At 73.4% G+C, this 25,233-nt stretch carries 19 protein-coding genes; 7 read left to right on the top strand and 12 right to left on the bottom strand.

From position 1 onward, the window contains the following. Positions 1-21: 21 nt before the first annotated feature. Positions 22-1,362: a copper amine oxidase gene (locus AB0F03_RS23515; RefSeq protein ID WP_361995211.1), complete on the bottom strand. Its 1,341-nt coding sequence runs from the start codon at positions 1,360-1,362 to the stop codon at positions 22-24. Positions 1,363-1,415: 53 nt separating this feature from the next. Continuing rightward, the gene (locus AB0F03_RS23520) at positions 1,416-2,240 is read right to left on the bottom strand and encodes a Tat pathway signal sequence domain protein (RefSeq protein WP_361995213.1); all 825 of its coding nucleotides are present in this window, start codon (positions 2,238-2,240) and stop codon (positions 1,416-1,418) included. Positions 2,241-2,437: 197 nt separating this feature from the next. On the opposite strand from AB0F03_RS23520, the gene glgX reads away from it, so the two are divergent. The 3 genes from glgX (at position 2,438) to AB0F03_RS23535 (ending at position 9,093) form a co-directional block, all read left to right on the top strand. Continuing rightward, positions 2,438-4,549 (top strand): glycogen debranching protein GlgX, encoded by a 2,112-nt coding sequence (glgX, locus tag AB0F03_RS23525; RefSeq protein ID WP_361995215.1) that lies wholly within the window; start codon positions 2,438-2,440, stop codon positions 4,547-4,549. Positions 4,550-4,988: 439 nt separating this feature from the next. Beyond that, positions 4,989-7,358 (top strand): malto-oligosyltrehalose synthase, encoded by a 2,370-nt coding sequence (gene treY, locus AB0F03_RS23530; protein WP_361995217.1) that lies wholly within the window; start codon positions 4,989-4,991, stop codon positions 7,356-7,358. 484 nt (positions 7,359-7,842) lie between these two features. Continuing rightward, positions 7,843-9,093: a M14 family zinc carboxypeptidase gene (locus AB0F03_RS23535; protein WP_361995219.1), complete on the top strand. Its 1,251-nt coding sequence runs from the start codon at positions 7,843-7,845 to the stop codon at positions 9,091-9,093. Between the two features lie 39 nt (positions 9,094-9,132). Here AB0F03_RS23535 and AB0F03_RS23540 read toward each other — a convergent pair whose 3' ends face one another. Beyond that, positions 9,133-9,546, bottom strand: a complete 414-nt coding sequence (locus AB0F03_RS23540) for an SSI family serine proteinase inhibitor (protein WP_361995221.1) — start codon at positions 9,544-9,546, stop codon at positions 9,133-9,135. 108 nt (positions 9,547-9,654) lie between these two features. After that, on the bottom strand, positions 9,655-10,206 hold the full coding sequence (locus AB0F03_RS23545; protein ID WP_361995223.1) for a DUF1707 and FHA domain-containing protein: 552 nt from the start codon (positions 10,204-10,206) through the stop codon (positions 9,655-9,657). 195 nt (positions 10,207-10,401) lie between these two features. Between AB0F03_RS23545 and treZ the strand changes: the two genes are divergently transcribed. After that, complete coding sequence (gene treZ / locus AB0F03_RS23550; protein WP_361995225.1) at positions 10,402-12,147, top strand: malto-oligosyltrehalose trehalohydrolase; 1,746 nt, start codon at positions 10,402-10,404, stop codon at positions 12,145-12,147. 19 nt (positions 12,148-12,166) lie between these two features. On the opposite strand, the gene AB0F03_RS23555 is transcribed toward treZ, so the two are convergent. From AB0F03_RS23555 to AB0F03_RS23585, 7 genes are all read right to left on the bottom strand, one after another. Beyond that, complete coding sequence (locus tag AB0F03_RS23555) at positions 12,167-13,102, bottom strand: aminoglycoside phosphotransferase family protein (RefSeq protein ID WP_361995227.1); 936 nt, start codon at positions 13,100-13,102, stop codon at positions 12,167-12,169. Positions 13,103-13,151: 49 nt separating this feature from the next. After that, positions 13,152-14,279 (bottom strand): aminopeptidase P family protein, encoded by a 1,128-nt coding sequence (locus tag AB0F03_RS23560; protein WP_361995229.1) that lies wholly within the window; start codon positions 14,277-14,279, stop codon positions 13,152-13,154. A gap of 309 nt (positions 14,280-14,588) precedes the next feature. Next, positions 14,589-15,158, bottom strand: a complete 570-nt coding sequence (locus AB0F03_RS23565; RefSeq protein ID WP_361995231.1) for a PDZ domain-containing protein — start codon at positions 15,156-15,158, stop codon at positions 14,589-14,591. Between the two features lie 122 nt (positions 15,159-15,280). After that, positions 15,281-17,146 (bottom strand): O-aminophenol oxidase PhsA, encoded by a 1,866-nt coding sequence (gene phsA / locus AB0F03_RS23570; protein WP_361995401.1) that lies wholly within the window; start codon positions 17,144-17,146, stop codon positions 15,281-15,283. A 124-nt stretch (positions 17,147-17,270) separates the two neighbouring features. Beyond that, positions 17,271-19,433, bottom strand: coding sequence for a germacradienol/geosmin synthase Cyc2 (gene cyc2, locus AB0F03_RS23575; RefSeq protein ID WP_361995233.1), 2,163 nt, complete (start codon positions 19,431-19,433; stop codon positions 17,271-17,273). A gap of 151 nt (positions 19,434-19,584) precedes the next feature. Then, positions 19,585-20,784: a damage-control phosphatase ARMT1 family protein gene (locus AB0F03_RS23580; RefSeq protein WP_361995235.1), complete on the bottom strand. Its 1,200-nt coding sequence runs from the start codon at positions 20,782-20,784 to the stop codon at positions 19,585-19,587. Positions 20,785-20,806: 22 nt separating this feature from the next. Beyond that, entirely contained in the window at positions 20,807-21,454 is a 648-nt protein-coding gene (locus AB0F03_RS23585) for a ScbR family autoregulator-binding transcription factor (RefSeq protein ID WP_361995237.1), read from the bottom strand. A 343-nt stretch (positions 21,455-21,797) separates the two neighbouring features. Between AB0F03_RS23585 and AB0F03_RS23590 the strand changes: the two genes are divergently transcribed. Then, a complete protein-coding gene (locus tag AB0F03_RS23590; protein ID WP_361995239.1) occupies positions 21,798-22,724 on the top strand; it encodes a lytic polysaccharide monooxygenase in 927 nt (308 codons plus the stop codon). A gap of 18 nt (positions 22,725-22,742) precedes the next feature. Here the strand turns inward: AB0F03_RS23590 and AB0F03_RS23595 are convergent, their stop codons facing one another. Then, positions 22,743-23,393: a Tat pathway signal sequence domain protein gene (locus AB0F03_RS23595; RefSeq protein WP_361995241.1), complete on the bottom strand. Its 651-nt coding sequence runs from the start codon at positions 23,391-23,393 to the stop codon at positions 22,743-22,745. A gap of 638 nt (positions 23,394-24,031) precedes the next feature. On the opposite strand from AB0F03_RS23595, the gene AB0F03_RS23600 reads away from it, so the two are divergent. Then, the gene (locus AB0F03_RS23600) at positions 24,032-24,730 is read left to right on the top strand and encodes a DUF6230 family protein (protein WP_361995243.1); all 699 of its coding nucleotides are present in this window, start codon (positions 24,032-24,034) and stop codon (positions 24,728-24,730) included. Between the two features lie 5 nt (positions 24,731-24,735). Then, on the top strand, positions 24,736-25,182 hold the full coding sequence (locus AB0F03_RS23605; protein ID WP_361995245.1) for a DUF6114 domain-containing protein: 447 nt from the start codon (positions 24,736-24,738) through the stop codon (positions 25,180-25,182). Positions 25,183-25,233: the final 51 nt, after the last annotated feature.

The raw sequence follows: 25,233 nt of genomic DNA on the forward strand, positions 1-25,233 counted from the left end.
TCGGTTTCCCGTCCGCCGCGCTCAACTACGCCATCGCCAGTGACCGTTCTGCCATGCCAGGTCCTTCGGAGTGAGCGGATTCATAGCCGTGACGTCCCGGGGGGCGATGGAGAAGCCCTGCCAGTGCACGGGCATGGGCTGCTGGTCCTCGTCCCGCGCGATGTGGTGGAAGCCGACGTTCATCCAGACCACCGGGTGGCTGAGGGTCTGGCCGTCGACCCACTTGTCGACGGACTGCGGGTGTCCGGCGGCGCACCCGGGGTTGTTGCTGGCGAACAGCTCGCACGGGTCGTACTCGGTGACGTACATGTCGTGCCGGGTGAAGCTGCGGCCGGGATACCGGGTGGTGGGCCCGGGGACCAGCTCGTAGGAGCGGGCGTGGCCGTCCTTGTTCCGGCCGGTCGCGCTGACCACCCGCCACCAGCGGTAGGTCCGGTAGTCGGCGGCGAGTTCCCTGGTGACCTTGGTGCGGGTGGTCCTGGCGGACGGGCCCTCCTGCCGGCCGGAGGGGGCGCTGACGGTCGAGTCGTACTGCTCGACCTTCGTGCGGGAGGAGCCGTCGAGGCCGAAGTCCAGCCGCCAGAAGACGTTGTGGCTGTGGCTGGTGGAGTAGTCCTTGGCGCCCTTGCCGATGGGCCAGCCCCGACCGTCCTGGGCGTTGTAGTCCTCCCAGGAGAGGCTGCCGGTCGCGCCGACGTTCATGTCGATCGTGCCGTCGTCCCGGAACCGCCACTCGGTGATGTACTCGTACCAGCCGACCTGGTTGACCGTGTAGACCAGCAGGTCCTTGCCCTGGGCCTGGTGGACCCGGCCGGTGGGGAGGTCGGCCATCCGGTAGGCGTGGCCACGCGAACGGGTGGTCGTGCACAGGCCCTTGACGTCCGGGTGCCGCGGATCCCCGTCCGGCACCCTGACCGACTTGATGGTGCCGCCGGGGCATTCGCCGGGCGCCAGCTCCATCAGCCCCTGGGCGAAGCCCTGGCCCGTCAGGTCGTCGTACTCGTGCTTGCCGTCGTCGTAGGGGACGTGGATCTGGCCGAGTCTGGCGCTGTTGAGGACCTTGATCGGCTTGGTCTCGCCCTTGGGCTGGTAGGAGATGTTCTCCAGGACGAGGCCGGCCTTGCTGTCGTAGCGCCGGCACATACGCCAGGTCGTGCCGGTGGACAGCTTCTGTTCGATTCGGTAGGCGGTGCTGCATCCGGCGGCCGGCGCGGCCGCGGTCTGCGGGCGGGCCGCGGCCGGGCCGGCGGCCGTGGTGGCGCCGGCGGCCAGCGCGGCGAGGGAGAAGGCGACGGCCGCTCCCTTGCGGACACGGCCGGCGGCTCGGGCCCGGACGCCGCCGGGCAGGTGCTGTGCGGGCATGACGAGGTGACTCCCTTGCCGGAGGTCGGGTGGGTGAGGCGGGCGGAGGCCGGTCAGCCCCGGTCGAGGGCGGCGGCCTTGCGGGTGCTGAGGTCGATCACCAGGTCCCGGGTGTCGATCCAGGGGCCGTTCCGGGCCTTGGAGAACAGCCGCACGCAGCGCTGCACCCCGCAGTCGTCGAGCACCGCGGGCTGGGCGCCCGGTGCCGCCCGGTAGACGCCGCCGCTCAGCTCCAGCTGGTCCGGGGAGGTCAGCTCCCTGCCGGTGGCGTCCTTGTAGTCCTCCCGCAGACCCGCGCCGAGCGGGGAGGCGATGAGGATCCGGGCCGCCTCGGCGTTCTCGGCGCGGCTCGGCGGCGGCTGGACGCCGCGCCGGGTGCCGGTCCGCTCGGCCTTCCCGGTCCGCAGGTCGACGGTCGTGGTGACGAGGGTGTCGGTCCGGTAGTCGTAGAGGGTCACGTCGGCCCGGCGCGGCGCGTCCGGGTCGTCGGCCTCGCCGGGCCCGGGTTCGGCGAGGTCGACGGCGAGGCGCTGCGGTCCGCGGCCTCCGCCGGCGTCGCGGCCCGTGACCGACAGCCGCCCGGTCACGGCGGCCTTCTCGACGCGCCGGATCTCGTCGTCGGTCAGCGGGTCACGGCCCGTGCCCTGTTCCCGCTGGGCGGGCGCCCGCTCCACGACGCCCGGCCGGACGCCGTCCGGCCCCTCAGCGGCCCGCCCCGCGGCCCGGGGGCCGCCGCCTCCGCCGCCCCGGGCGCCCCCGGAGTCGTCCGCGCCCGCCGTGCCCGGCAGGGTGACCGCGACCATCGCGGCGGTCCCCGCCACCGCTAGGGCCGTGCCGGCCAGTAATTTCCCCAGATGGCGGTGGACTGTCTCGCGCACATCTTCCCCTTGCTGCCCGTGGTCGTCGGGAGTACGTGTTTGCCCCCGCTGGTTCGGCGCAGGGCGGGTACCAGAACCGCCATGCGCACTGGTCGGTGGGTAAGAGGGACGTAAGTCGCGGAGGGTTCCGCCACTTTCGGGCACATTCGGGGGTCAACACGGCTCCCGGCGGCAGCACACCTGGGAGAGTCGTATCCATGCAGGTCTGGCCTGGCGAGGCGTATCCGCTCGGCGCCACCTATGACGGCGCCGGTACCAACTTCGCGGTCTTCACGGAGGCCGCGGACCGAGTAGAACTGTGTCTGCTGCACGACGACGGCTCGGAGACGGCCGTGGAACTGCGCGAGAGCGACGCATTCGTGCGGCACGCGTACCTTCCGGGCGTGATGCCGGGACAACGGTACGGGTTCCGGGTGCACGGCCCGTACGACCCCGCGCGCGGGCTGCGCTGCAACTCGGCGAAGCTGCTGCTCGACCCGTACGCGAAGGCGGTCAGCGGATCGATCCGGTGGGGCGAGGAGGTGTACGGCTACCACTTCGACGACCCGGAACGGCGCAACGACCTGGACTCGGCTCCGCACACCATGGCGTCGGTGGTCATCAACCCCTACTTCGACTGGGGCGACGACCGGCCGCCCCGCACCGAGTACCACCGCACGGTGATCTACGAGGCCCACGTCAAGGGCCTGACCATGCGGCACCCCGGGCTCCCGGAGGAACTGCGGGGCACCTACGCGGGGCTCGCCCATCCGGCGGTCATCGAACACCTGACCAAGCTCGGCGTGACGGCGCTCGAACTGATGCCCGTCCACCAGTTCGTGAACGACCACCGGCTGGTCGACATGGGCCTGAACAACTACTGGGGATACAACACCCTCGGCTTCTTCGCCCCGCACAACGCGTACGCCTCCTGGGGCGACCGCGGCCAGCAGGTGCTGGAGTTCAAGTCGGCGGTCCGGGCCCTGCACGAGGCCGGGATCGAGGTGATCCTGGACGTCGTCTACAACCACACCGCCGAGGGCAACCATCTGGGCCCGACGCTGTCCTTCAAGGGCATCGACAACCCGTCGTACTACCGCCTGACCGAGGATCCCCGCTACTACATGGACACCACGGGCACCGGCAACTCGCTGCTCATGCGGTCCCCGCACGTACTCCAGCTGATCATGGACTCGCTGCGCTACTGGGTCACCGAGATGCACGTCGACGGCTTCCGCTTCGACCTCGCGGCCACCCTGGCCCGGCAGTTCCACGAGGTGGACCGGCTGTCGTCGTTCTTCGACCTGGTGCAGCAGGACCCGGTGGTCTCCCAGGTGAAGCTGATCGCCGAACCGTGGGACGTCGGCGAGGGCGGCTACCAGGTGGGCAACTTCCCGCCCATGTGGACCGAGTGGAACGGAAAGTACCGGGACACCGTGCGGGACCTGTGGCGGGGCGAGTCGCGCGCGCTGGCGGAGTTCGCCTCCCGGCTCACCGGCTCCTCGGACCTCTACCAGGACGACGGCCGCCGTCCGCTGGCCTCCATCAACTTCGTCACCTGCCACGACGGCTTCACGCTGCACGACCTCGTCGCGTACAACGACAAGCACAACGACGCCAACGGCGAGGACAACCGGGACGGCGAGAGCCACAACCGGTCCTGGAACTGCGGGGCGGAGGGCGACACCGACGACCCCGAGGTGCTGGGGCTGCGCGCCCGGCAGATGCGGAACTTCATCGCCACGCTCATGCTCTCCCAGGGCGTGCCGATGATCAGCCACGGCGACGAGTTCGCCCGCACCCAGGGCGGCAACAACAACGCCTACTGCCAGGACAACGAGCTGTCGTGGGTGGGCTGGCCGGACTCCCTGGAGAGCGACCTGCTGGAGTTCGTCCGCTCGATGGTGTGGCTGCGCCGGGACCACCCGGTCTTCCGCCGGCGCCGCTTCTTCCACGGCCGCCCGGTGGAGGGCCCGCACGACGAGCTGTCCGACATCGCCTGGTTCACCCCCGACGGCGGCGAGATGACCCAGCAGGACTGGGACTCGGCGCCGGCGTCCGCGCTGACGGTGTTCCTGAACGGCAACGCGATCTCGGAACCCGGCCCGCGCGGGGAGCACATCGCCGACGACTCCTTCCTGCTGATGTTCAACGCCTCGCCCGAGCCGCTGGACTTCCTGGTGCCGGCCGACCTCGGCCGGCAGTGGCAGGTGGTGGTCGACACGGCCCGCCCGGACGGGGTGCCGCCGAACACGGGCGAGAAGGTCGCGGCCGGCGACCGGATCACCCTGCCGGACCGCAGCCTGACGGTGCTGCAACGCCCCGCGTGAGCGCCGGCCCGCCGGGGACGGGGCGCTGCCGGGAACACCCGGAGCGCCCGCTTCCCGGCGGGCCGGACCGCGGCGTGACGGCGCCGTGACGGCGGCCTGACCACGGCCTGGAGGCGGCCTTGCCGCGGGCTTCGGGCGGGCTTGGGGCGGGCTTGGGGCGGGCTTGGGGCGGATTTTCGGCGCAGGCTCTCCTGGGGGCCGGTGGGGCGGCCGGCCGGCGGTCCGTAGGCCGTCCGGCCCAGCGCGTGCGCCCCGCCGGGCAGCCCCCTGCCGGACCGGGCACACTCCTCCGGACGGCCGGCGGCACCCGCCCCGGGCCGGACGGCACCGCCGGCAGCCGCCGTCGTCCCCGTCGTTCCCCCCGTCCGGAGCCGGGCACGCGCGCGTGGATCGGCGCGGGGGTGACACGAATCCCGGTGAGCTGGGTACGTAGGTTCCCATGACTTCTGCGCGCCCCGGACCGGAGGTGCCCACGGCCACCTACCGGCTCCAGCTCCAGCCCGCGTTCCCGTTCGCGGCCGCCGCGGCGGCCGTCCCCTACCTGGCGTCGCTCGGCGTCTCCCATCTGCATCTGTCCCCGGTCCTGGAGGCCGTCCCCGGCTCGGCGCACGGCTACGACGTGGTGGACCACACGCGTGTACGCGAGGAACTGGGCGGCGAGGACGGCCTGCGCGCCCTGGCGCACACCGCGCGGGAGCACGGCCTCGGCCTGGTGGCGGACATCGTGCCCAACCACATGGCGATGGCGCCCCGGCACAACCACGCCCTGTGGGAGGTGCTGCGCGAAGGACCCGGCTCGCCCTACGCGCGCTGGTTCGACATCGACTGGGACGCGCAGGGCGGGCGGGTGCTGCTGCCCGTGCTCGGCGGCCCGGTCGGCGCGGAGCTGGCACACCTGCGGGTCGACGGTGACGTACTGCGCTACCACGACCACGCCTTCCCGCTCCGCCCCGGCACCGCGCCCCTGCCGCTGCCCCAGCTGCTGGACGCCCAGTGGTACCGCCCGGTGTGGTGGCGGCTGGCCCGCACCGAACTGAACTACCGGCGTTTCTTCAGCATCTCGGAGCTCATCGGGCTGCGGGTGGAGGACCCGGAGGTCTTCGACGCCACCCACGCCAAGATCCTCCAGCTGCTGGCGGAGGGCGTGCTCGACGGGCTGCGCGTCGACCACCCCGACGGACTCGCCGACCCCGACGGCTACCTGGCGCGGCTGCACGAGGCGACCGGCGGGCGCTGGACGGTCGTGGAGAAGATCCTGGCCGACGGCGAGCACCTGCCGGCCGCCTGGCCCGTCGCGGGCACCACGGGCTACGACGCCCTGCGCCACGTCGACGGTTTGTTCACGGACCCCACCGGGGCGTACGGGCTCCTGGGCCGGTACCGGGCCTTCGCGGCGCCGCAGACGGACCGGGGCGGCAACTGGGAGGCCACGGTCCGGCGGGCCGCCTACAAGGTGCTCACCCACGAACTGGCCGCCGAGACCGACCGGCTCACCCGGGTCGCCACCCGGCTGTGCGCCGTCTCGCCCGACCTGTCGCTGCGCGACCGGGCGCCCTGGGCGCTGCGCACGGCCGTGGAGGAGCTGCTCGTCCGGATGCGGGTCTACCGGCCCTACGCCTCCGGTGACGCCGCCGCCGTGGTCACCGAGGAGGCCGCCGAGGAGGCCCGGCTGGCCTTCGTGGTGCCGGAGGAGGCCGAGGCCGTCGACGTCGTGCGCCGGCTGCTGGTGGAGCCGTCCGGCGACCCGTCGGCGCCGGACCACGCCGACCGGGTGGAGTTCCGCACCCGGTTCGCGCAGACCGCGTCGGCGCTGCGCGCCAAGGCGGTGGAGGACACCGCCTTCTACCGCTTCGTGCCGCTGCTGTCGGCCACCGAGGTGGGCGGCGACCCGGGCAGCCCGGGTGTCTCCCCGGACGACTTCCACGCGTACTGCGCGCGCGTGCAGCGCGACTGGCCGCTCACCGGCACGGTCGTCACCACGCACGACACCAAGCGCAGCGCCGACGTGCGCGCGGCGCTGGCCGTGCTCACCGAGTGCCCGGACCGCTGGGCGGAGCTGCTCGCCGAGGTGACCCGGGCCGAGGAGGGGGTGCCGGACGGGCAGCTGGCCTGGGCCGCCTGGCAGACGGTGTTCGGGCTGGGTCCGGCCGAGGAGGAGCGGGTCCGGGAGGCGCTGCTCAAGCACGTGCGCGAGGCGGGCATGTACACCAGCTGGACGGAGCAGGAGCCGCCGTACGAGGAGGCGGTGACCGCCTTCGTGGCCGCGGGGCCCTGCGGGCCGCCCGGCGAGCGCGTGGCCGCGTTCCGCAAGGCGCTGGAGCCGCACGTGCGGGCCAACGTCCTCGGTACCGCGCTGGTCCACCTGACGATGCCGGGGGTGCCGGACGTGTACCAGGGCACGGAGGGCGAGTACCGGGCGCTGGTGGACCCGGACAACCGGCGGCCCGTGGCCTTCCCGCCGGAGGGACCCGGCGAGAAGGACGCGCTGACCGCGGCGGCGGTGCGGCTGCGCGCCCGGCGGCCGGGCGCGTTCGGCGCGGGCGCGTCGTACGAGCCGCTGGCCGCCGAGGGCCCGGCGGCCGGGCACTGCCTGGCGTTCGCACGCTCCGGCGAGGTGGTGACGGCGGTGACCCGGCTGTCGCTGCGGCTCGCGGAGGCGGGCGGCTGGCAGGACACCCGGCTGGCGCTGCCGCCCGGGCGCTGGGCGGACGTCCTGGCCCCGGAACGGGAGTTCACCGGTCACGCGCGCGTGGCGGACCTCTTCGACCGGTCGCCGGTGGTGCTGCTGGAGCGGGCCGGGGAGGACTGAGCGGGCGCAGCCGGCTCAGCGGGCGCCACGCGGTCCTCGGACGGACCGGTGGCGCCCGGGGCCGGCCCGGGTGGCCCGCAGGAGCTCCACGAGGGCGCCGGCGGCCCCGGCCGGGCGGCACACGCGCGTAGACGCTCACGGGCCGCTTCCAGGCCCGTCCCGCGATGAGGACCACTCAGTCCGCACCGACGGCGCCGCGCACCGGATGAGCGGGCGCGGTGCACGCCCCGCCGCCGCGGCCATGCGTACGGCCGTCGAGGCAGGCATGTGCACCCGCATCCCCCGCTGTAGGAGGCGGTGGGCGAGGTGACCCCGACGCTCGTGGGGTGCGGTCCGCACCAGCAGTGAGCCCACGGCACACAGCCGGCCGGGGAACCGCCGGGGAACCGCCCCCGGGCGCCGGGGGCAACGCCTGCCGCCTGCTTGACAGTTCCTCCCTCCCGTGCGGGACTGAGAGGGCGAAGCCGGGCGGAACCAGTCGGGGGTGAGTCTTCTGCCGGAGCTGCGCTATCCCAGCGTTCCCGAACTCATCGCCTGCGCGCGGACGCTGGCCGCTCGCGAACCCGGGCTGTGCGCGCTGCGCGAGGTGGGTGTCTCGCGCGCGGGAAGACCCCTGCACCTGCTGTCGGTGGGGCATGCCCGGCGGGCGGTGCTGGTCGTGGCGGGTGCCCACGCCAACGAGCCCGCGGGCGGTTCCACCCTGCGGGTGCTGGCCGAAAGAGTGCTGTCGGAACGGGAGCTGCGGGGGGACACCTCCTGGCACTTCCTGCTGTGCGCGGACCCCGACGGGGCGAGCCTGCACGTGACCCCGGCGCCGCGCAGCCTGCTCGACTACCACCTCGGGTTCTACCGGCCGACGGGCGCGGAGCAGCCGGAGTGGTCGCCGTCCGTGCTGCCCCCGGACCGGCTGCCGCCGGAGACGCGGACGCTGACCGGGGTCATCGACGAACTGCGCCCGTATCTCCAGGTGACGCTGCACGGCACCGATCTGGGCGGCAGCTGGGTGCAGCTGACGAAGGACGTGCCGGGGCTGGCCGAGCCGTTCGCCAAGTCCGCCGCGGAGCTGCACATCCCGGTGGAGACGGGGGCCTCGGACGCGGCGCTCTGGCCGGCCTCCGGTCCCGGGGTGCATGTGATGCCCGGCCCGGAGACGGGCGTGGCCTACCCGAGCATGCCGGACGACGCCCGGCACAGCACCTGGTACCACGCGCACCGGTACGGCGGGCTGACGGCCGTGGTGGAGGTGCCGATGTGGGCCAGCGACCTGGTGGGCGACCCGGCGCCGCACCCGGCACCGGCCGCGGCCATACAGCGTCTGGCGGCGCGGCTGCTGCGGGACGCGCGGGAGGTGGAGCGGGTCCTCGCCGAGGCGCTGCCCCGGCTGGACGGCCGGGACGGACCGCTGCTGCGGGCCGCGCGGTGGGCGCTGGAGCTGGTTCCGGGCCTGGCCGAGGACTGGGTCCACACACCCCCGGCGGGCACCACGATGGCGTACGTCGGCAGTGTGGACGCCTTCGGGCGGCGGCTGCCGCTGCGGGCTGCGTCGATGCTGCTCCGGGTGCTGCGGGAGGCGGACGACCGGGCGGCGCCCCGGCTGCAAGAGCTGGTCGCCACCTGGTGCGACGCCTTCGCGGAGCGTTTCGGCGCCCGCTGGGTGCCGTTGGAGCACCAGGTGGAGCACCAGTCACGGACGGTGCTGGTGGCGGCGCAGCAGGCACGCGACGGGGTGGCGTGAGCCGCTGCCGGCCCACACCGCCCGGTCACCGTGCGCCGGTCAGCCGTCCAGGGCGAAGACGGACCCCGTCCGCGCGTTCATCACGCACACACTGGTGTACGTCTGCTGGAAGTCGACCGCCCGGCCGTTCCAGTACCCGCGTGCGTGGGTGGTCACCGGGGCGTAGATCATCGGGCAGAAAACCTCTTTGGCGGGGATGCGGCCGATGTCGCCGTCGGCGGCGTCCAGTTCGGCGCACGCGTCGGCCGCGTGGGGGTGCCCCTGGGGCGGGTCGCACAGCAGTACGGTGTCCCGCGTGTCGCTCGACCGGGCGTCACCCCTGCTGATCGTCAGGTAGAGCCAGTTGTCCGGGCGGATGTCGCGGGAGGCGGCGTGGGCCGGGCCGGCGGTGAGGAGGCCGGCGGCGGCCAGCAGGGCGCCGGCCGCCGCTGCCGCTCTGGTGAGGTAGGTCATGTACGTTGCATCGGCACGGCGGGCCGTCTTCCGCAGTCCGGCTCACCCGATCGGTGCGGTACCCGCGCACCGGCGGACGTCAGTTCGAACGTGTCCTGCCAGGAGGAGTCAGCCCGTCGCGAGGCGGTACGCGATCCTGCCGAAGGCGACCTGGTCGCCCTCGCGGACGACGACCGACCCGATGACCCGGCGGCCGTTGACGGTGGTGCCGTTGGTGGACCCCAGGTCCCTGAGGATCCACAGGCCGCCCCGGTGGCGGAGCTCGGCGTGCACGCGGGAGACGGTCTCGTGGTTCAGGCGCAGCCCGTTCGCGGGATCGCGGCCGATGCGCAGCGGATGGGTGTGCGCCGGGTGCGGCAGCAGCAGCTTGGGCAGCCGCTCGGCCTGCCAGGCCCGGCGCAGCCGTACGGTGAACCCGGAGACGGCCTCCACGGAGCCGAGGACCGCGCGGGAGAAGCGGTTCTCCCGGGGCAGGTCGGCGACCAGCACGGCCAGTTCGTCGGACCGGCGGGCCACGAGCGCCAGTTCCATGCGGCGCACGAACGTGTCGTGCGAGAGCCGGCCCATGGCGACGCCGTCACGCAGCACCTGGAGCGCCTTGTCACGCTCCGCGTCGGACGGACGCGCCGGGTAGGTGGAGAACTCGAAGGACGACGTCACGAGGGTGATTGTCGGGCAGTGGACCCCGGGTGTCCAGAAAACGCGGGATCGGTGCCCGGGGCGGGGTACTTGCACGACACCCGCCGGGAAACGGAGGATTCGCAGGCGGAAAGGTCATGCGGAACGGCACGATGGGAACGCGGGACATCACGGTGGGCAGACGCACCGACACAGGTAGACGAAGGGGAACCGTCCGTGCAGTTCGAGGTGTGGGCACCGCAGGCAGACCGAGTGACGCTCCATTGCGAGGGCGTCACGCGCGCGTTGACGCGTGACCCCGGGCGGGCCGGCTGGTGGACGGGTGCGGCGGAGGCCGGGGACGGCGCGCGGTACGGCTTCGCGCTGGACGACGGCCCCGTGCTGCCGGACCCGCGTTCCCGCCGCCAGCCCGACGGCCCGGACGGGCTGAGCGCGGTCGTGGACCACGGTCGGTACGCGTGGCGGACGGAGTGGGCGGGGCGCGGGCTGCCGGGTGCGGTCCTGTACGAGCTGCACGTGGGCACGTACACCCGCGAGGGCACGCTGGACGCCGCCGCCGAGCGGCTGGAGCACCTGGTGGAACTCGGCGTGACGCACGTGGAGTTGATGCCCCTGTGCCCGTTCCCCGGGCGGCACGGCTGGGGGTACGAGGGGGTGTCGCTGTGGGCGGTGCACGAGCCGTACGGCGGCCCGGAGGCCCTGAAGCGGTTCGTCGACCGCGCGCACTCCCTCGGACTGGGCGTCGTCCTGGACGTCGTGCACAACCACCTGGGTCCGTCGGGCAATTATCTGCCGCTGTTCGGGCCGTACTTCACGGACACGCACACCACACCGTGGGGCTCGGCGGTGAACCTGGACGCACCCGGCTCGGACGAGGTGCGCGCGTTCCTCCTGGGCAGCGCACTGGCCTGGCTGCGGGACTACCGGCTCGACGGGCTGCGGCTGGACGCCGTGCACGCCCTGTACGACACGCGCGCGAGCCACTTCCTCGAGGAGCTGTCGGCGGCCGTCGACGGACTCGCCGGGGAGCTGGGCCGGCCGCTGTTCCTGGTCGCCGAGTCCGACCTGAACGACCCGCGGTTCATCACCCCGCGCACGGAACACGGCCTCGGGCTGCACGCGCAGTGGAACGACGACTTCCACCACGCCCTGCACACCACGCTGACCGGCGAGTCCCAGGGGTACTACGCCGACTTCGCGCGTGAACCGTTCGCCGCGCTCGCCAAGACGCTCACCGGGGGCTACTTCCACGACGGGACGTACTCCAGCTTCCGGGGCCGTCACCACGGCCGCCCGCTGGACCGCGCGCGCGTGGGCGGGCACCGGCTGCTCGGCTACAGCCAGACCCACGACCAGGTCGGCAACCGCGCCCAGGGCGACCGGCTCGCCGCCCACCTCTCCCCCGGCCTGCTGGCCTGCGCGGCCACGCTCACGCTGACCGCACCGTTCACCCCGATGCTGTTCATGGGCGAGGAGTGGGCGGCGGGCACACCCTGGCAGTTCTTCACCGACCACACCGACCCGGAGCTGGCCGAGGCGGTACGGCGGGGCAGGCGACGCGAGTTCGCGGAGCACGGCTGGGCCGAGGAGGACGTACCCGACCCGCAGGACCCGGCGACCCGGGAGCGGTCCTGCCTGGACTGGTCGGAGCCGGAACGCGAGCCCCACGCGCGCGTGCTGGCCTGGTACCGGAAGCTGATCGCGCTGCGCCGTGCCCAGCCCGACCTCACCGACCCGGATCTCGCCGACACCAAGGTGGCCTACGACACGGAGGCCCGCTGGCTCGCCTTCCGGCGCGGAGACGTACGGGTGGCGGTGAACCTGGGCAAGGAGCCGGCGGCGATCCCGCTGGGCACCGGCCGGGTGGAGGTCCTCGCGGCCTGGGGCCGGGTCGAGGAGCCGGGGCCGGACGGACTGCTCCAGGTGCCCGGGGAGTCCTGCGTGGTGCTGACACAGCCCTGAGCGGGCACCGGCGGCTCCCTCAGAGCTCCGTCCCGTCCTCCTGGAGGTCGGTCACCCGCTCCAGCAGGATCGGCTCCCAGACACGCCCCAGCTGCATCCGCAGCAGGGGCAGGGAGCCTTCCGTGCGGCCCGCCAGGCGGCCGGCGAGGCGCAGGACGGTGTCGCAGCGGGCGAGCCACAGGCCGCGCAGGCAGGGGCGGGCGCCGTAACCGGCCAGGGTGGCGGCGCGGACGGCCGCCGGGGAGCCCACGGCGAGGGCGAGTCCGGCGATGTCCTCGGCGGGGTCGCCCACGGTGGCCGCGGTCCAGTCCAGGATGCCGCGCACCCGGCCGTCGGCGCTGACGAGCACGTGCGCGCCGGTCAGCCCGTGGTGGGTGAGGACGGCGGTGCCGGCCTGCGCGGCGAGCTGGGCCGCGCCGGCCGGGGTGAGCTGGTGCAGCCGGGCGGCGTCGAACTCGTCGGCCGCGGCGAGCCGTTCGGCCGCGTGCACGGCCATCCGGCGCAGCGCCTCCAGCGAGCGCGGCGCGGTCCGCGGCACCCCCTGTGCCTCCGCCTGGCGCACGGGGACCGCGCGCAGTCCGCCGAGCAGCCCGGCGAGGTCGGCCTCGCCGACGGCGGAGACGTCGTACGCGTCGGCGGTGCCGCCGGGCAGCCTGGTGTCGAGGGTGTAGGCGAGGCCGGGCGCCCAGTCGCCGTGGGCGACGCCGGCCGGGACGGCGACGGGCAGGTGCGGCCGGACCAGGTCGCGCAGCCGCAGCTCCCGGCGGCGGCGCACGGAGGCCTCACGGTCGGGCGCGAGCCGCAGCACATGCCGGCCGCCGACCCACCAGGTGTACTCCCGGTCCTCCGACACGGGCCGCACCTCGGGTCCCCCGGTGCCGTCACCGCCGTCCTCGAGCAGCGAGCGGACCAGTCGGCGGACGGTGTCCGCGGTGGGTGTCGGTGCCTGGGTCATGGATCGCGCGTCGCCGTTCCGGGTGGGGTCGAGGGGTCTCCAGGTGCTCTCAGTCCACTATGACCATCTCACGCGTGGTGTTGTTGAGACGGCGGCCGCCGTCCTCGGTGACCGTGACGATGTCCTCGATGCGCACCCCGAAGCGGCCGGGCAGGTAGATGCCGGGCTCCACGGAGAAGCACATGCCGGGTACCAGGGGCCGTTCCTCGCCCTCGATCATGTACGGCGGCTCGTGTGTGGTGACGCCGATGCCGTGCCCCGTGCGGTGGATGAAGTACGCGCCGTACCCGGCGTCGGTGATCACCGCGCGGGCGGCGCGGTCGACGTCCTGGCAGGCCGCGCCCGGGCGTACGGCCCGGAAGCCGGCCTCCTGGGCGGCGCGCACGACGTCGTGGACTCGGCGTTCCTCCCCGGTCGGCTCGCCGACGTGCACCGTGCGGGTGGTGTCGGAGCCGTAGCCGTCCTTCAGGCCGCCGAAGTCGAGGACGACCATGTCGCCGTCGCGGATCACGCGGTCGCCGACCTCGTGGTGCGGGTTGGCGCCGTTGGGACCGGAGCCGACGATGGTGAAGTCGACCTGGGAGTGGCCGAAGCGGCGCAGCAGGTCGGCGAGGTCCCGGCCGACGTCCGACTCGCGGCGGCCGGCGAAGGGGACCTTGCGGATCTCCTCGAACGTCGCGTCGGCGGCGGCGCCCGCGGCGGCCAGGAGTTCCAGCTCGGCCGCGTCCTTGACGGCGCGCAGCATGGGCAGGGCGTCGGTGAGGGAGGCGTACGAGGTGCCGGGGAGCGTCCGTTGGAAGCCCAGCAGGTGCATCGCCCAGGTGTTGTCGCTGATGCCGAACCGGCCGTCGCCGTCGAGGAGGGCGGCGGTGACGGCATAGGGGTCCGTGCCGTCGGTCCAGTCGCGCAGGGTCAGCGCGCCGGCGCCCGCCGCGTGCTCGGCGTCCGGGGCCTCCAGGGTGGGCACGACGAGCACGGGGTCCCGGCCGGGGGCGAGGACCAGCACGGTGAGCCGTTCGGTGACCGCGGTGGGCGTGTAGCCGGTGAGCCACACCATGTCCGGTCCCGGGGCCACCAGCAGCCCCGCGAGGCCGGCGTCGGCGGCGGAGCGCACGGCACGCTCCATGCGGGCCGTGTGGTCGGCGGCGGTGAAGGGCGCGGGCGTGGTACCGGTCATCCGGGCCTCCGGGCGTCGGCGGGGAAACGGGGCGTGGGCATCTCGGTGAGCATCCTGCCCGCCCGGACGGACCCACGCGAGCCGGTCACGGGGACCGGCACCCCGAGGGAGCCACCCCGACCGGGCACGCGGACCGGCACCCCGACGGAACCACCCCAACCGGCACCCCGATGGGGCCACCCCGGCCGGGCCCGGAGACCGGTGTCCCGCCGGGCGTGGCCGGGCTCGGTCCGGAGCCGTCGTGGCCGGTGGGGCGGGAGGCGTCCTGGGGTTCCCGGTGCGGGTGAGGCAGCCGCCGGCCCGGGCCGGTCAGGTCACCACCGCGGGGACCACCGTCAGCTGCTGGTAGCCGCCGCTGCCGTGGCGCACGGTGAGGAGCACCGCCTTCCCGGGGCCGGCCCGGACGACCGCCCGGGCGAGGTCGGCGGCGCTGTCGACGCGGTCCGTGCCGAAGCGGAGCACGACATCCCCGCGGATCAGACCCGCCGAGTAGCCGGGGCCGGGCACGTGCACGCCCACCACCATGGCACCCGGCTTCCGGGTGTCCACGGCCTCCACGCCGAGGGATGCCGCGGCCGGCGCGGGACCGGGGCCCGGGCCGGCCGCGGAAGTGGCCGTGGCCGTGGCCGAAGGGGCATGCGGCCGGGTATCGCCCTGTACCTGGGCGAGTCTGCTCGTCCCGGTCACCGTGGCGCCGACCGTGCCGAGGCCGACCCCGGCCAGTACCAGCAGGGTGCCGGCGCCGAGGCTCAGCAGCAGAGGCCACAGCCGCCGTCCCCGCCGGCACGCGGCATGCGGGCGGCGGGTGGCGCCGGACGTGCCGCCCACGCGCCCGGCCTGGCCCGGCATGGGCTTGGGACGCAACACAGTCTGTTCCATGGTTCGCTCGCCTCCGGCTGATGCTCTACCCGCATCGCCGGGCCGCGACGAGACACGAACGAGTGAGACTGGCCGGAGGGTGGCGGAGGGTAGCCGTGGTGGCCACCCTCCGCGCGTGTTCCTCAGCCCGTGTGACCCTCCCCGTGGCCGCCGTGGGCCCCGCCGTGGTCGAACTTCATCACCTCGGGCGGCATGACGACGAAGGGCCGCATCATGCCCATGTCCTCGTGCTCCAGCAGATGGCAGTGGTACATGAACCGGCCGTACGCGCCGTCGAAGCGGCCCATGACCCGGAGCATCTGGGCACCCGGGACCCGGAAGACGTCCTTGTGGCCCCGCTCGTTGGGCGCGAGCGGGATCGTCCGGCCCGTGTCGTAGCGGAGCGGGCTGCGGGTGCCGCCCACCGCCGGGTCGAAGCCCGACACGTCGTAGGCGTCCCGGCCCAGCAGTTGGAAGTCGGCCAGGTGGATGTGCATGGGATGCACGATGGGCGCGAGGTTGAGGAAGCTCCACTGCTCGTAGCTGCCCTCGGCGACGGTGAAGCCGAGTCCGTCGTTGAACGTCCGGGCGGTACGCCGGTACGTCTTCGTGGTGCCGTCCGGGCCGGTGACCTGGACGATGCCCTCGGCCGGGAGCCGCAGGCCGGCCGTGCTCGGGACCTCGGTCATCTCCCAGATCTCCGGGTGGCCGCCGGCGCCCTTGGTGGCGGGCGGCGTGAGCAGGATCAGGCGGTGGCCGTGCGGGATGTCGTGGCCGAGGCGGCGGAAGGAGCCGGAGAGCACCTCGGGCAGTTGGAAGGTGTCCTCCTCGCAGCTCTCCCGGACCCGGAACTCCAGCACGGCCGGGAAAGGCACGTCTCCGGCCGGGTCGGGCACGCCGGCCGGCCGGTTGGCGCCCTTGTTCACCAGGCGCAGGGTCCGGCCGGCCAGGGCGCGGAAGTCGACCAGCAGGTCGAACCGCTCGGCCGGCGCGGCGGTGAGGGCGGGCAGTTCCTCGTCGAAGTCGACCGGGACCGGGCGCGGCAGCAGGCCGCCGTCGCTGCCGATCTGGTGGACGGTCCCCGGCACCGGCTCGCCGTCCTCGTCGATGAGGACGAGTTCGAAGATGCGCGCGTTGGAGGCGTTGACCAGCCGGAAGCGGTACCAGGCCGGGTCGACGTCGGCGTAGGGCCAGATGCGGCCGTTGACCGTGGTGTACGGGCCGGTGAACGGTACGGAGACCGGCTTTCCGGTCTCCGGGTTGGGGTCCTGGACGATCACCGTCTTGTGCAGCAGCCGCCCGTTGAGCCGGCCGTCCTCGTCGGTGTCGAGATTGCGGTCGGCGATGAGCAGCGGGATCTCCCGCTCGCCGGAGGGCAGGTGGAGGGCGTCCTCCTCGTCGTCACGGACGAGGTAGGTGCCGTACAGGCCCGCCATCACGTTCCACCGGGTGATGTTCATCGCGTGGTCGTGGTACCACCACTGCACCGCCTGGTGGTCGTTCGGGTACTCCGACAGCTGGGCGTCGCCGTGGCCGACGGCGTTGTCCGCCCAGCCGTCGTTGCCGCCGCCCGTCTGCGCGCCGTGCAGATGGGTCACCGACCAGGCGGGCAGGGCGGCGACGTCCTTATCGGGTTCGGCGCCCTCGCGGCCGGGCTCGGTGGTGGCCTGGGGCCGGCCGTCCGTGCGCAGCTTCACCTCCACCGAGGTGACCGGGTACTCGCTGTCCTTCGGTATGCGGTTGGTCCAGGCGATGCGGACGCGCTGTCCGCGCCGGACCTCGATGGTCGGGCCCGGGACATGGCCTCCGTACCCCCACATCAGGGTGGGCGGCAGCTGCGGGTGCAGACGCACCCAGGCCGGGCGCAGGGCGATCTCGGTCTCCCGCAGGACGTCGTCCGCGGCCGGCCGCAGGACGGGTGGGACCGATAACGGCGCGACGTACGGCACGAGTTCGCTCGCCGCCGATGCCTGCGCGTCCGCGGTCCCCGTGGCGGGCCTTTCGATGATCTCGGTCAAGATCGGACACCCCCGTGTGTTCTGTGGTCTGTTGCTCCCCTTGCTCCACAAGACTCCCGAGGGCGCACCGAAGTTCCCTGAATGCCCGGTTCCGCACAAGAAGATTCAGCGGCCGTCAGCCGCGTGGCAGGGCGGGCACGGCGGGGGCGCGGTCGGGCAGGAAGCCGTGGGCCCGGCTGCCGAGCCACCCGGCCTTGTAGCGGTCGACCTCCCGGTGCCAGTTGAGGATCCCGGCCAGCCAGTTCTTCAGGTCGAGGACGTAACCGTCCATGGCGGCCCTCGCCTCCCGGGACAGGCCGAAGTCGTCGTAGAGGACGGGGAGTTCGTGCGCGATCACGTGTTCGAACTGCCGCATGCGCTGGGTCATCAGGTCGTGCACGACGCCGAGCCCGGTCGGATAGTCCACGCCGAAGAAGTTCTGCACGACCAGGATCGCGTTGTGGATCTCGCCCTCGTACTCGATCTCCTTCTGGTACGAGAAGACGTCGTTGAGCAGGCAGGCGTAGTCGATGGCGGCGTTCTCCAGGGAGCGCACCGGGCCGCTGGCGTACACCTCGGCGGGGATCGCGGGGCCGTGGCCCATCCGGCACATGCTCAGGGTGAGGTCCGAGCCGAACGTGGAACGTCGCATCTCCAGGTAGTCGACGGGGTCGGGGATGCGGTGGAACAGCTGGTTGGACACCTCCCAGACCCAGCTCTCGGTCATCGTGTCCACGGAGGCCCTCAGGGTGCGCCGCTGATCGGCGGTCATCCCGGCGGTCGTACGGGCCCACAGGTCGGCCAGGGCCCGCTCCATGGCGTTGGCGGGGGCCGGGGCCGGCTCGCCGTCGACGGGCATGCACAGGGAGAGCCGGGCGGTGGTCAGCCGGGCGGCGGCGAGGTCCCGGCGGTGGCCGTAGACCAGCGGGTAGTAGTCGTCGCCGTAGGTGCCGAAGGCGAGCCACTGCGCGCTGAGGTCGAGGGCCTCGGGCGTGGCGTCCGGGTCCAGGCCGGCGGAGCACAGCGCGAGGTCGTACGCGGCGAGCTTGTCCAGGTCCCAGACGCCCTCCTGGAGGATGCCCGTCCGCCGGCACCAGTCGACGAGGTGGTCGCGCGAGCGGTCCAGGTGGGGGCTGAGCTGCACCTCGAAGGGCATGTAGAGGTCGGGGACGAGGGACGGACCGACCTCCTGGAAGGGCACGTGCGTGTGGGCGCGCAGGCGCTCCCGGGCGGCCGGGGCGAGCAGCGCGCCGATGTCGGCGGCCGAGGTGCCGGGACCGGCCGGCACCTGCCACGGCGGGGCGGGGCGCGCGCCCTCGTTCATGTAGCGGCTGGAGCGCAGGTGCCATTCGTGGCCGCCGGACTGCCAGTCCTGGAGTCCCTTGGTGTAGGCGGCGACCGCGGCGATCTCGGCGGGGGTGAGTCCGTTCTCCAGGGCGACGGCGGGGACCTCGGTGAGGGCGGTGTGCTCGAACTGGTGCAGCCGGGAGGTGAGGACGTCGTTGACGGTGTCGGCGGCCTCCTGGGTGGTGCAGCCGAAGAACTTCTCAAGGACGAGGACGCCGTTGCTGTTCTCGCCCTCGTCCTCGACCTCGCGCTGGTAGGAGAACAGGTCGTTGCGCAGGTGGACGGCGTCGGAGAACGTCTCCATGAGGACGCGCAGCGGCCGGGTGCCGGCGACGGCGGCGGGCACCTCGGCGGTCGCGTACTCCACGAGCCCGGAGGACCAGGGCGCGCCGCCCACCTTGCGGCGCATCTCGATGTACTCGACGGGGTTGGCGATCCGCCCCTCGTCGATGTTGGACAGCTCCCACATCGACTCGTTGAGCAGGTGCTCGGTGGCGACGGAGAAGCGGCGGCGCCAGTCCGCCGACATGGCCGGCACCGTACGCGCCCACAGGTCCTTCAGGCCCGCCTCGACCGGGTTCTCCGGCTCGGGCACGGGGGTGGCGGGGTCGAGCGGCATGAACAGCGGCAGGCGGTCCAGGTGGGCCTTCCCCGCGGCGCGGTCCGGGGTGCGCTTGAACATGTCCAGGAAGTGGTCGTCGAAGAAGAACACCCACACGTACCAGTCGGTGATCAGCGAGAGAGCGGGTCCGTCGCAGTCGGGGTGGGTATAGGCGCACAGGAGCCCGTAGTCGTGTGCCTCCAGGTCGGCCTGCTGCCAGATCCCGGAGCCTTCCAGCATGCCCATCTCGCGTGCCCACCCGGTCGAGTGGGCACGGGCCTCGTCCAGGTGCGGGTTGAGGCGCGCGGGGTACGGCATGTAGAAGTGCGGGAGTCGGAACGGCTGCGTCATGGCCGGGCCCTACCCGCGGTCCCGGAGCCCCATCCATCCGGCCGTACATGATCACACCATCGCGTGAACCATCCGCGAAACGCGGAATTCCGCGCGCCGAACGGTCCCGTGCGCACCCGTGCCGGACCGGCACCGCGTCGACGGCGTCACGTCACCGCCGTCGTACCCCGTCCGCCGGGTCGGCCTGGATGAGCGCGTGCGTCCCGCTGGTCCGCCAGCGCTGCCCCTCGGCGGCCACCAGCGCGGCCTCGGTCGCGGCGGTCAGACCGGTGATCACCTCGGACTTGAGGGTGCGCAGCGCGGCGACCGGGCCGGGGAAGTACGCGGTCCTCTCCCGGAAGGGCGTGGTGGGCGGCCAGAACCGGTCGCCCACCAGACGGCGGTAGTTGAGGTCGCCCTTGACGACGGTCAGTGTGGCCGACGCGAACTCGGCGCGCAGGTCGTCCGGCATGTCGGCGTACGGCAGCGGGGCGCAGGAGAAGGGGTGGGCGCGGACGGTGAGGCGGCCGTCGGCCATGGCGGACCACAGCACGCGCCCGTACCCGCCCGCCGCGCCGGGCGCCGTGCGCAGCCGGTGCAGGGCGTCGACCACGTCGGCGGTGGTGGCGTCGGAGACGTAGTAGGGGTACGGCTTGACGTGCAGGACGGCCCGCGCGGTCCGGCCCTCGGCGAGGAGGTGGGCGATCAGCAGGAGATCGGGGAGGAGTTCGCGGCCGGCGTTGTCCGCGACCAGCACCAGTGTGCCGGTGCCGGCGGGTGGCAGCAGCGACCACAGGACCTCGCTGTCGTCGGCGACCAGGGCGGGGACCGGCTGCCGGGTTCCGGCGTCCGCGGCGGAGAGCCGGAAGCCGAGGTCGGCGCGGTTTCCCCACAGTGAACCGTGCAGCAGGGCGCGCGCCCGCTCCTCCTCGGGCAGGTCCCGCAGGCCGTCCAGGGCGGCCAGTTCCCCGTCGGTCTCGGGGGCGTCGAGTTCGGCGCGCTTGACCGGACGGAAGGGGTCGATGCCCTGCCAGGCGCCCGGGCCGGTGTGGCCGACGGCGTCGAGGAGCCGGCGGTAGAAGTAGCTCTCGGACCACAGCCACGGCACGTCGTACCAGGAACGGCCGATGGCGGCGGGCAGGCCCCAGGCGTCCCAGCGGTCCCGGTCCGGGGCGTCGGCGGGCAGCGGCCCGACCGTGCCCTCGGTGCAGTTCGTCAGCAGCTCGTCCAGCGCCGTGTGCTGCGCGGGACCGTACGGGAAGGCGTCCCGCACCTGCCGGATGATCGCGGGGTGCCGCTCGGCCAGCACGCTGTGCGGGAACGAACCGGGCTCGTCACCGCGGATCACGGGTGCGAAGGGGGTGTCGGGCATGTCCGTCACCGTACCGCCCGGGTCAGGCGGCTCTGGTCTCCCGCTCCAGCTGGGTGGCGAGGGTGACGTAGCGGGGGCGGCGGTGCACGGGGACGAGGCCCCGGATCATCAGGTGCCACATCTCGGCGACCCGGCGCGGCAGCCGTCCGATCGGTTCGAGGGAGCGGCCGGCGACCCGGGTGCCGATGAAGAAGCAGACGAGGGAGTGGGCGACGGCGCCGACGTCGAGTTCGCCGTGCACGTCGGACTCCCGCACGGCTCCGCCGAACTTGCGGGTGGCGTACTCCAGCCATTCGGTGAACGGGTGGCGCAGCGGCGGCCGTACGGCGATGTCCGCGGTGGCGAGGCGGAGTCCGGCGCGTGGCACCGGGTCCTCCACGGCGAGCCGGGCGATGCCGAACGTCGTGCGCATCAGGGACTCCAGGGAGGAGCAGCCGCGGCTCTCCACGTCGGCCACGACCCGTTGGGCGGCCGTGGCCTGGAGTTCCAGGATGGCGTGCGCCAGGTCCTCCTTGGCGGCGAAGTGGAAGTACAGGGCGCCCTTGGTGACCTTCGCGTGTGCGACGATGTCGCTCAGGCTGGTGGTCTCGTAGCCCTGCCGGTCGAACAGGTCGGCGGCGGCCGTGATGATGGTTGCCCGGGTCTGCTCGGCGCGTAACTGCCTTGCCATCGTGGGACCCCTCCTCGCGCTGCGAACGAACGGGACATGCGGTTTGTTTTAACCCCTTGCATACGATAACTCACCGAACGGCAACGGAAGTCCGGCGTCCCGGCCTCTGGACGGGACACGTGTCACCGGCTCCGGGGGTGGCCGGCGCGCCCATGATCACCACCCTACGAGGCGGGTGGCGCGCTCCTCAACGAGATCTCGGAGCAGGCGCGAAACAGCCGGACCGGTCGGTGCTTTCACGCCCCCCTGTCCCGTCCGCGGGCTCCGGTGAACGGGGTGGGCGTCGGCGCCGTACTGGACGCCGCAGCCCCAGATTCCCGTGCCCGCCGAGGAGACCTCCCCGATGACCCGGATGACCGTCCGCCTGAGTGTCAGGGTGGCCGCCACGGCGGCGCCGCTCCTGCTCCTGCCGTGGGCGGCGGGGCCGGCGCGGGCGCACGGCGCGCCCACGGATCCGGTCAGCCGGGTCTACGCGTGCTCCCCGGAGGGCGGCGGTGCCACGCGGTCGGCGGCCTGCCGGGCCGCGGTCGCGGCGAACGGCGCGCCGTTCACCGCGTGGGACAACCTGCGGGTGGCGGGGGTCGCGGGCCGGGACCGGCGGGTGATTCCGGACGGCCGGCTGTGCAGCGGCGACCTGCCGGCGTACCGGGGGCTGGACCTGGCCCGGCCGGACTGGCCGGCGACGCGGCTGACGCCGGGCGCCCGGCTGACACTGACGTACGCGTCGACCATCGCGCACACCGGCACGTTCCGGCTGTATCTGACCCGGCCGGGCTACGACCCCGCGAAGCCGCTGACCTGGTCCGATCTACCGGAGCGGCCCTTCGCCGAGGTCACCGACCCGCCGCTGCGCGACGGCGCGTACCACATCGGCGCGACGCTGCCGGCGGACCGGACGGGCCGGCAGGTCCTCTACACGGTCTGGCAGAACAGCAGCACGCCGGACACGTACTACTCGTGTTCCGACGTGGTGTTCCCGGGGCGCGCGAAGGCCGCCGGCGCGGCCACGGGCACGACACCGGCGGCGACGGCTGGGGCGTCGTCGCGTCCGCGGCCCGCACGGACGGCGGGTTCACCGCCGACGGGCCCGACCGCCGCGCACGGGCGGCGGAACGGACGCCCCGGGGCCGCCGCGGGTGACGGGTCGCCGGTGGTGGACGCCACCCGCGACGGCTCGGGGGTCTCGGCGCCGCTGCTCGCGGGCGGCGCCGCCGCGGTGCTGCTGCTCACCGGGGGCGCCGCCCTCGCTCTGCGGCTGCGACGACGCTGAACGAGGTGCTACGACGCGCTAGTTGACGTAGACCCGCGCGCCCGCGTCGGTGACGGGCGCGTACTTCGCCGTGAAGAAGCCGTTGGCGAAGCAGAGCGACGAGCCGGAGAACTTCGTGAACTGCTGGTTGGTGAAGGTGATGCTGCTGTCGGCGTTGCCGGACTTGCCGGTCAGGCCGGGTGCCCGGTAGACGCAGGTGACGCCGCCCAGCAGGGTGCGCAGCTTGACCGTGGCCTGGATGACGGAGCCGCTCGGGGGCGTGACCGTGAGGGTGCCGTCGGAGGCGACCGTCGCCGCGTAGGGCAGGTTGTCGATGGTGATGCCGTTGACCCCGAGCACACCGGTGACGTTGCTGGTGCAGGTCGAGCTGTCGAAGGTGTGCGCGGTGACGGACTCCGTGGCCGTGCCGGGGGCGGTCGGGTTGCCGGTGACCTTGGCGGTGAACTGGGACCCCGTGCACTTGACGCCGCTGGTGCCGGTCGCACTGGAGTAGAACGTGGCCGACGTGCCGGAGGCCAGGGGCGCCGTGAGGGTGTCGCCGACCGCGACCGCGGTGCCGCCGGCGCTGCCGGTGGTGAGGACCGCGCCGGCCGCGGAGGCCGGGGTGGCCGCCGTGAGGGCGAGTGCGGTGGCGGTGCCGGCGAGTGCGAGGAGGGAGCGCTTGCGCATGCGAGTGCCTCTCTTCAATGAGTGGGGGGACAACTGAGGTGAGGTGGGGGGTGAGCGGTGCTGGGTGCCGCCGGCGCAGGGCCGTTGCGCCTTCTCCGTGCACGACGGACCGGCGACGGCGGCGGACCGGACGCGGCCGGAGGCCTCGGCGGAAGACCTCCGGCCGCGCCGGCGAAAAAGGGGCGGCCGGCACGGAACCACAGGGGGGAACGACCGTGACGGAGCCGCGCTGTGAGTGGATCGGTTGCCGTGACAGGGCCGGGAACGCGGCCGGTCCGCGTGGCGGACGCGGCGGGCACCGCGCCGGGACCCGGCTGGTGCCGCTTGCTGGATCCGGCGCCACGGATCCGTGGAAACAGAGGCAGTTGTAGACCTGATGGTTCGTCAACGTCAAGGCGTAGGGGCGGAGTTGTGCCAGGCGGAAGCGGTCCGCGCACATCCGGCACCCTTTTTTCACATCTCCCTTGACCCTTCAATGTAACCGGCGGTAACTTCCTCGAAAGGCTACTGCCGCGTAACCAGCAAGCCCTTGCCTCCCCCGGGAGACGTGAGGAGGCGTACGCGGTTGCCCCTGTCCGCGCCAGGACACCGCGCCACTGAAGCCCACACCGCATTGATCCATGCCCATGGGAGCAGTTATGGCCTCGTCCCCGGACGTTCCGTCCGCCGGCAACACCCCTGAGAACGCAGCAACCGGTTTCCCCTTCGACATCCCGGGCACCGCCGGGACCGCCACCGGCGGCGAACGGCGGGGCCGCGTCCGGGCCCGCCGGGCGGCGGTGATGGCCGTACCCGCCACGCTGATCGCCGCCGGCCTCGCCGTCCTCACCGCACAGGGTGCGCTCGGTGTGCAGTTCGCGATCTCCGGCATGCCGTTCACGGTCACCGCGACCGAACTGAAAGGCACCGGCTTCGAACAGTTCGGCTCGCTCGACAACATGGCGGACGGCAGCCCCAACGCCGGGGACAGCGGCGGCCAGGTGCTCGTCATCACCTCCGCGATCAAGAACGCCACGCTGACCAAGCTGTGCCAGAGCGTCGACCTCGGCGGCACCAACCTGCTGATCAAGGCGGGCGGCGGAAAGGAGAAGGTCAGCGCGCGCGATCTGACCACCGACTCCACCGAGCTGTCGGGTGACGCCTCGTTCGACAACATCGAGATCGGCAACGACGCCAGCACGCTGACCAAGGCGGGCGTCAAGGGCCCGATCGGGGTCTTCAGCCAGCAGGCCGACACCGTGCGGATCGCCAAACTGCGGCAGACCAACTACGCGACCACCGCGGGAGTGTTCCGGCTGCCGGGTCTGAAGCTGAGCTTCAGCGACTCGGGCTGCTGATCACCGTGCCGGACCGTCCGCGTCTGGGACCGAGGCCCGCCTTCCGCAGGTGGCGGGCCCGCCGGCCGTTCTGGGGCGGGCTGCTGCTCGCCCTGGGCGGCGGCGAGATCCTGCTCACCGAGAAGGCCTCGCTGAAGGTCGTGCTGCACATCGGCATGCAGGGCCTGGCGGGCTACCTGCTGCCCGGACTGATGGTGCTGCTGGGCCTGCTGATCCTCTTCAACCCCTCCCAGCGGCTCTTCTACTCCCTCACCGGCATCCTGCTCTCGCTGGGCACCTGGCTCACCTCCAACCTCGGCGGCTTCTTCCTCGGCCTCCTGCTCGGCGCCACCGGCAGCTGCCTGACCTTCGGCTGGCTCCCCGACCAGCAGCCCCGCGTCAGCCGCCGCGCACGCCGCAGGCAGGCGAGGACGGCGGCACGGGCGCCGGAGGGCGCGGAAGGCACGACCTGAGGGCTGCGGGGCGTCGGGCCACGACCCGGCGGGGTTGTCCCCCGAACAGGT

Source organism: Streptomyces sp. NPDC028722 (assembly GCF_040637655.1).
In the GTDB taxonomy this organism is placed as follows: Bacteria; Actinomycetota; Actinomycetes; order Streptomycetales; family Streptomycetaceae; genus Streptomyces.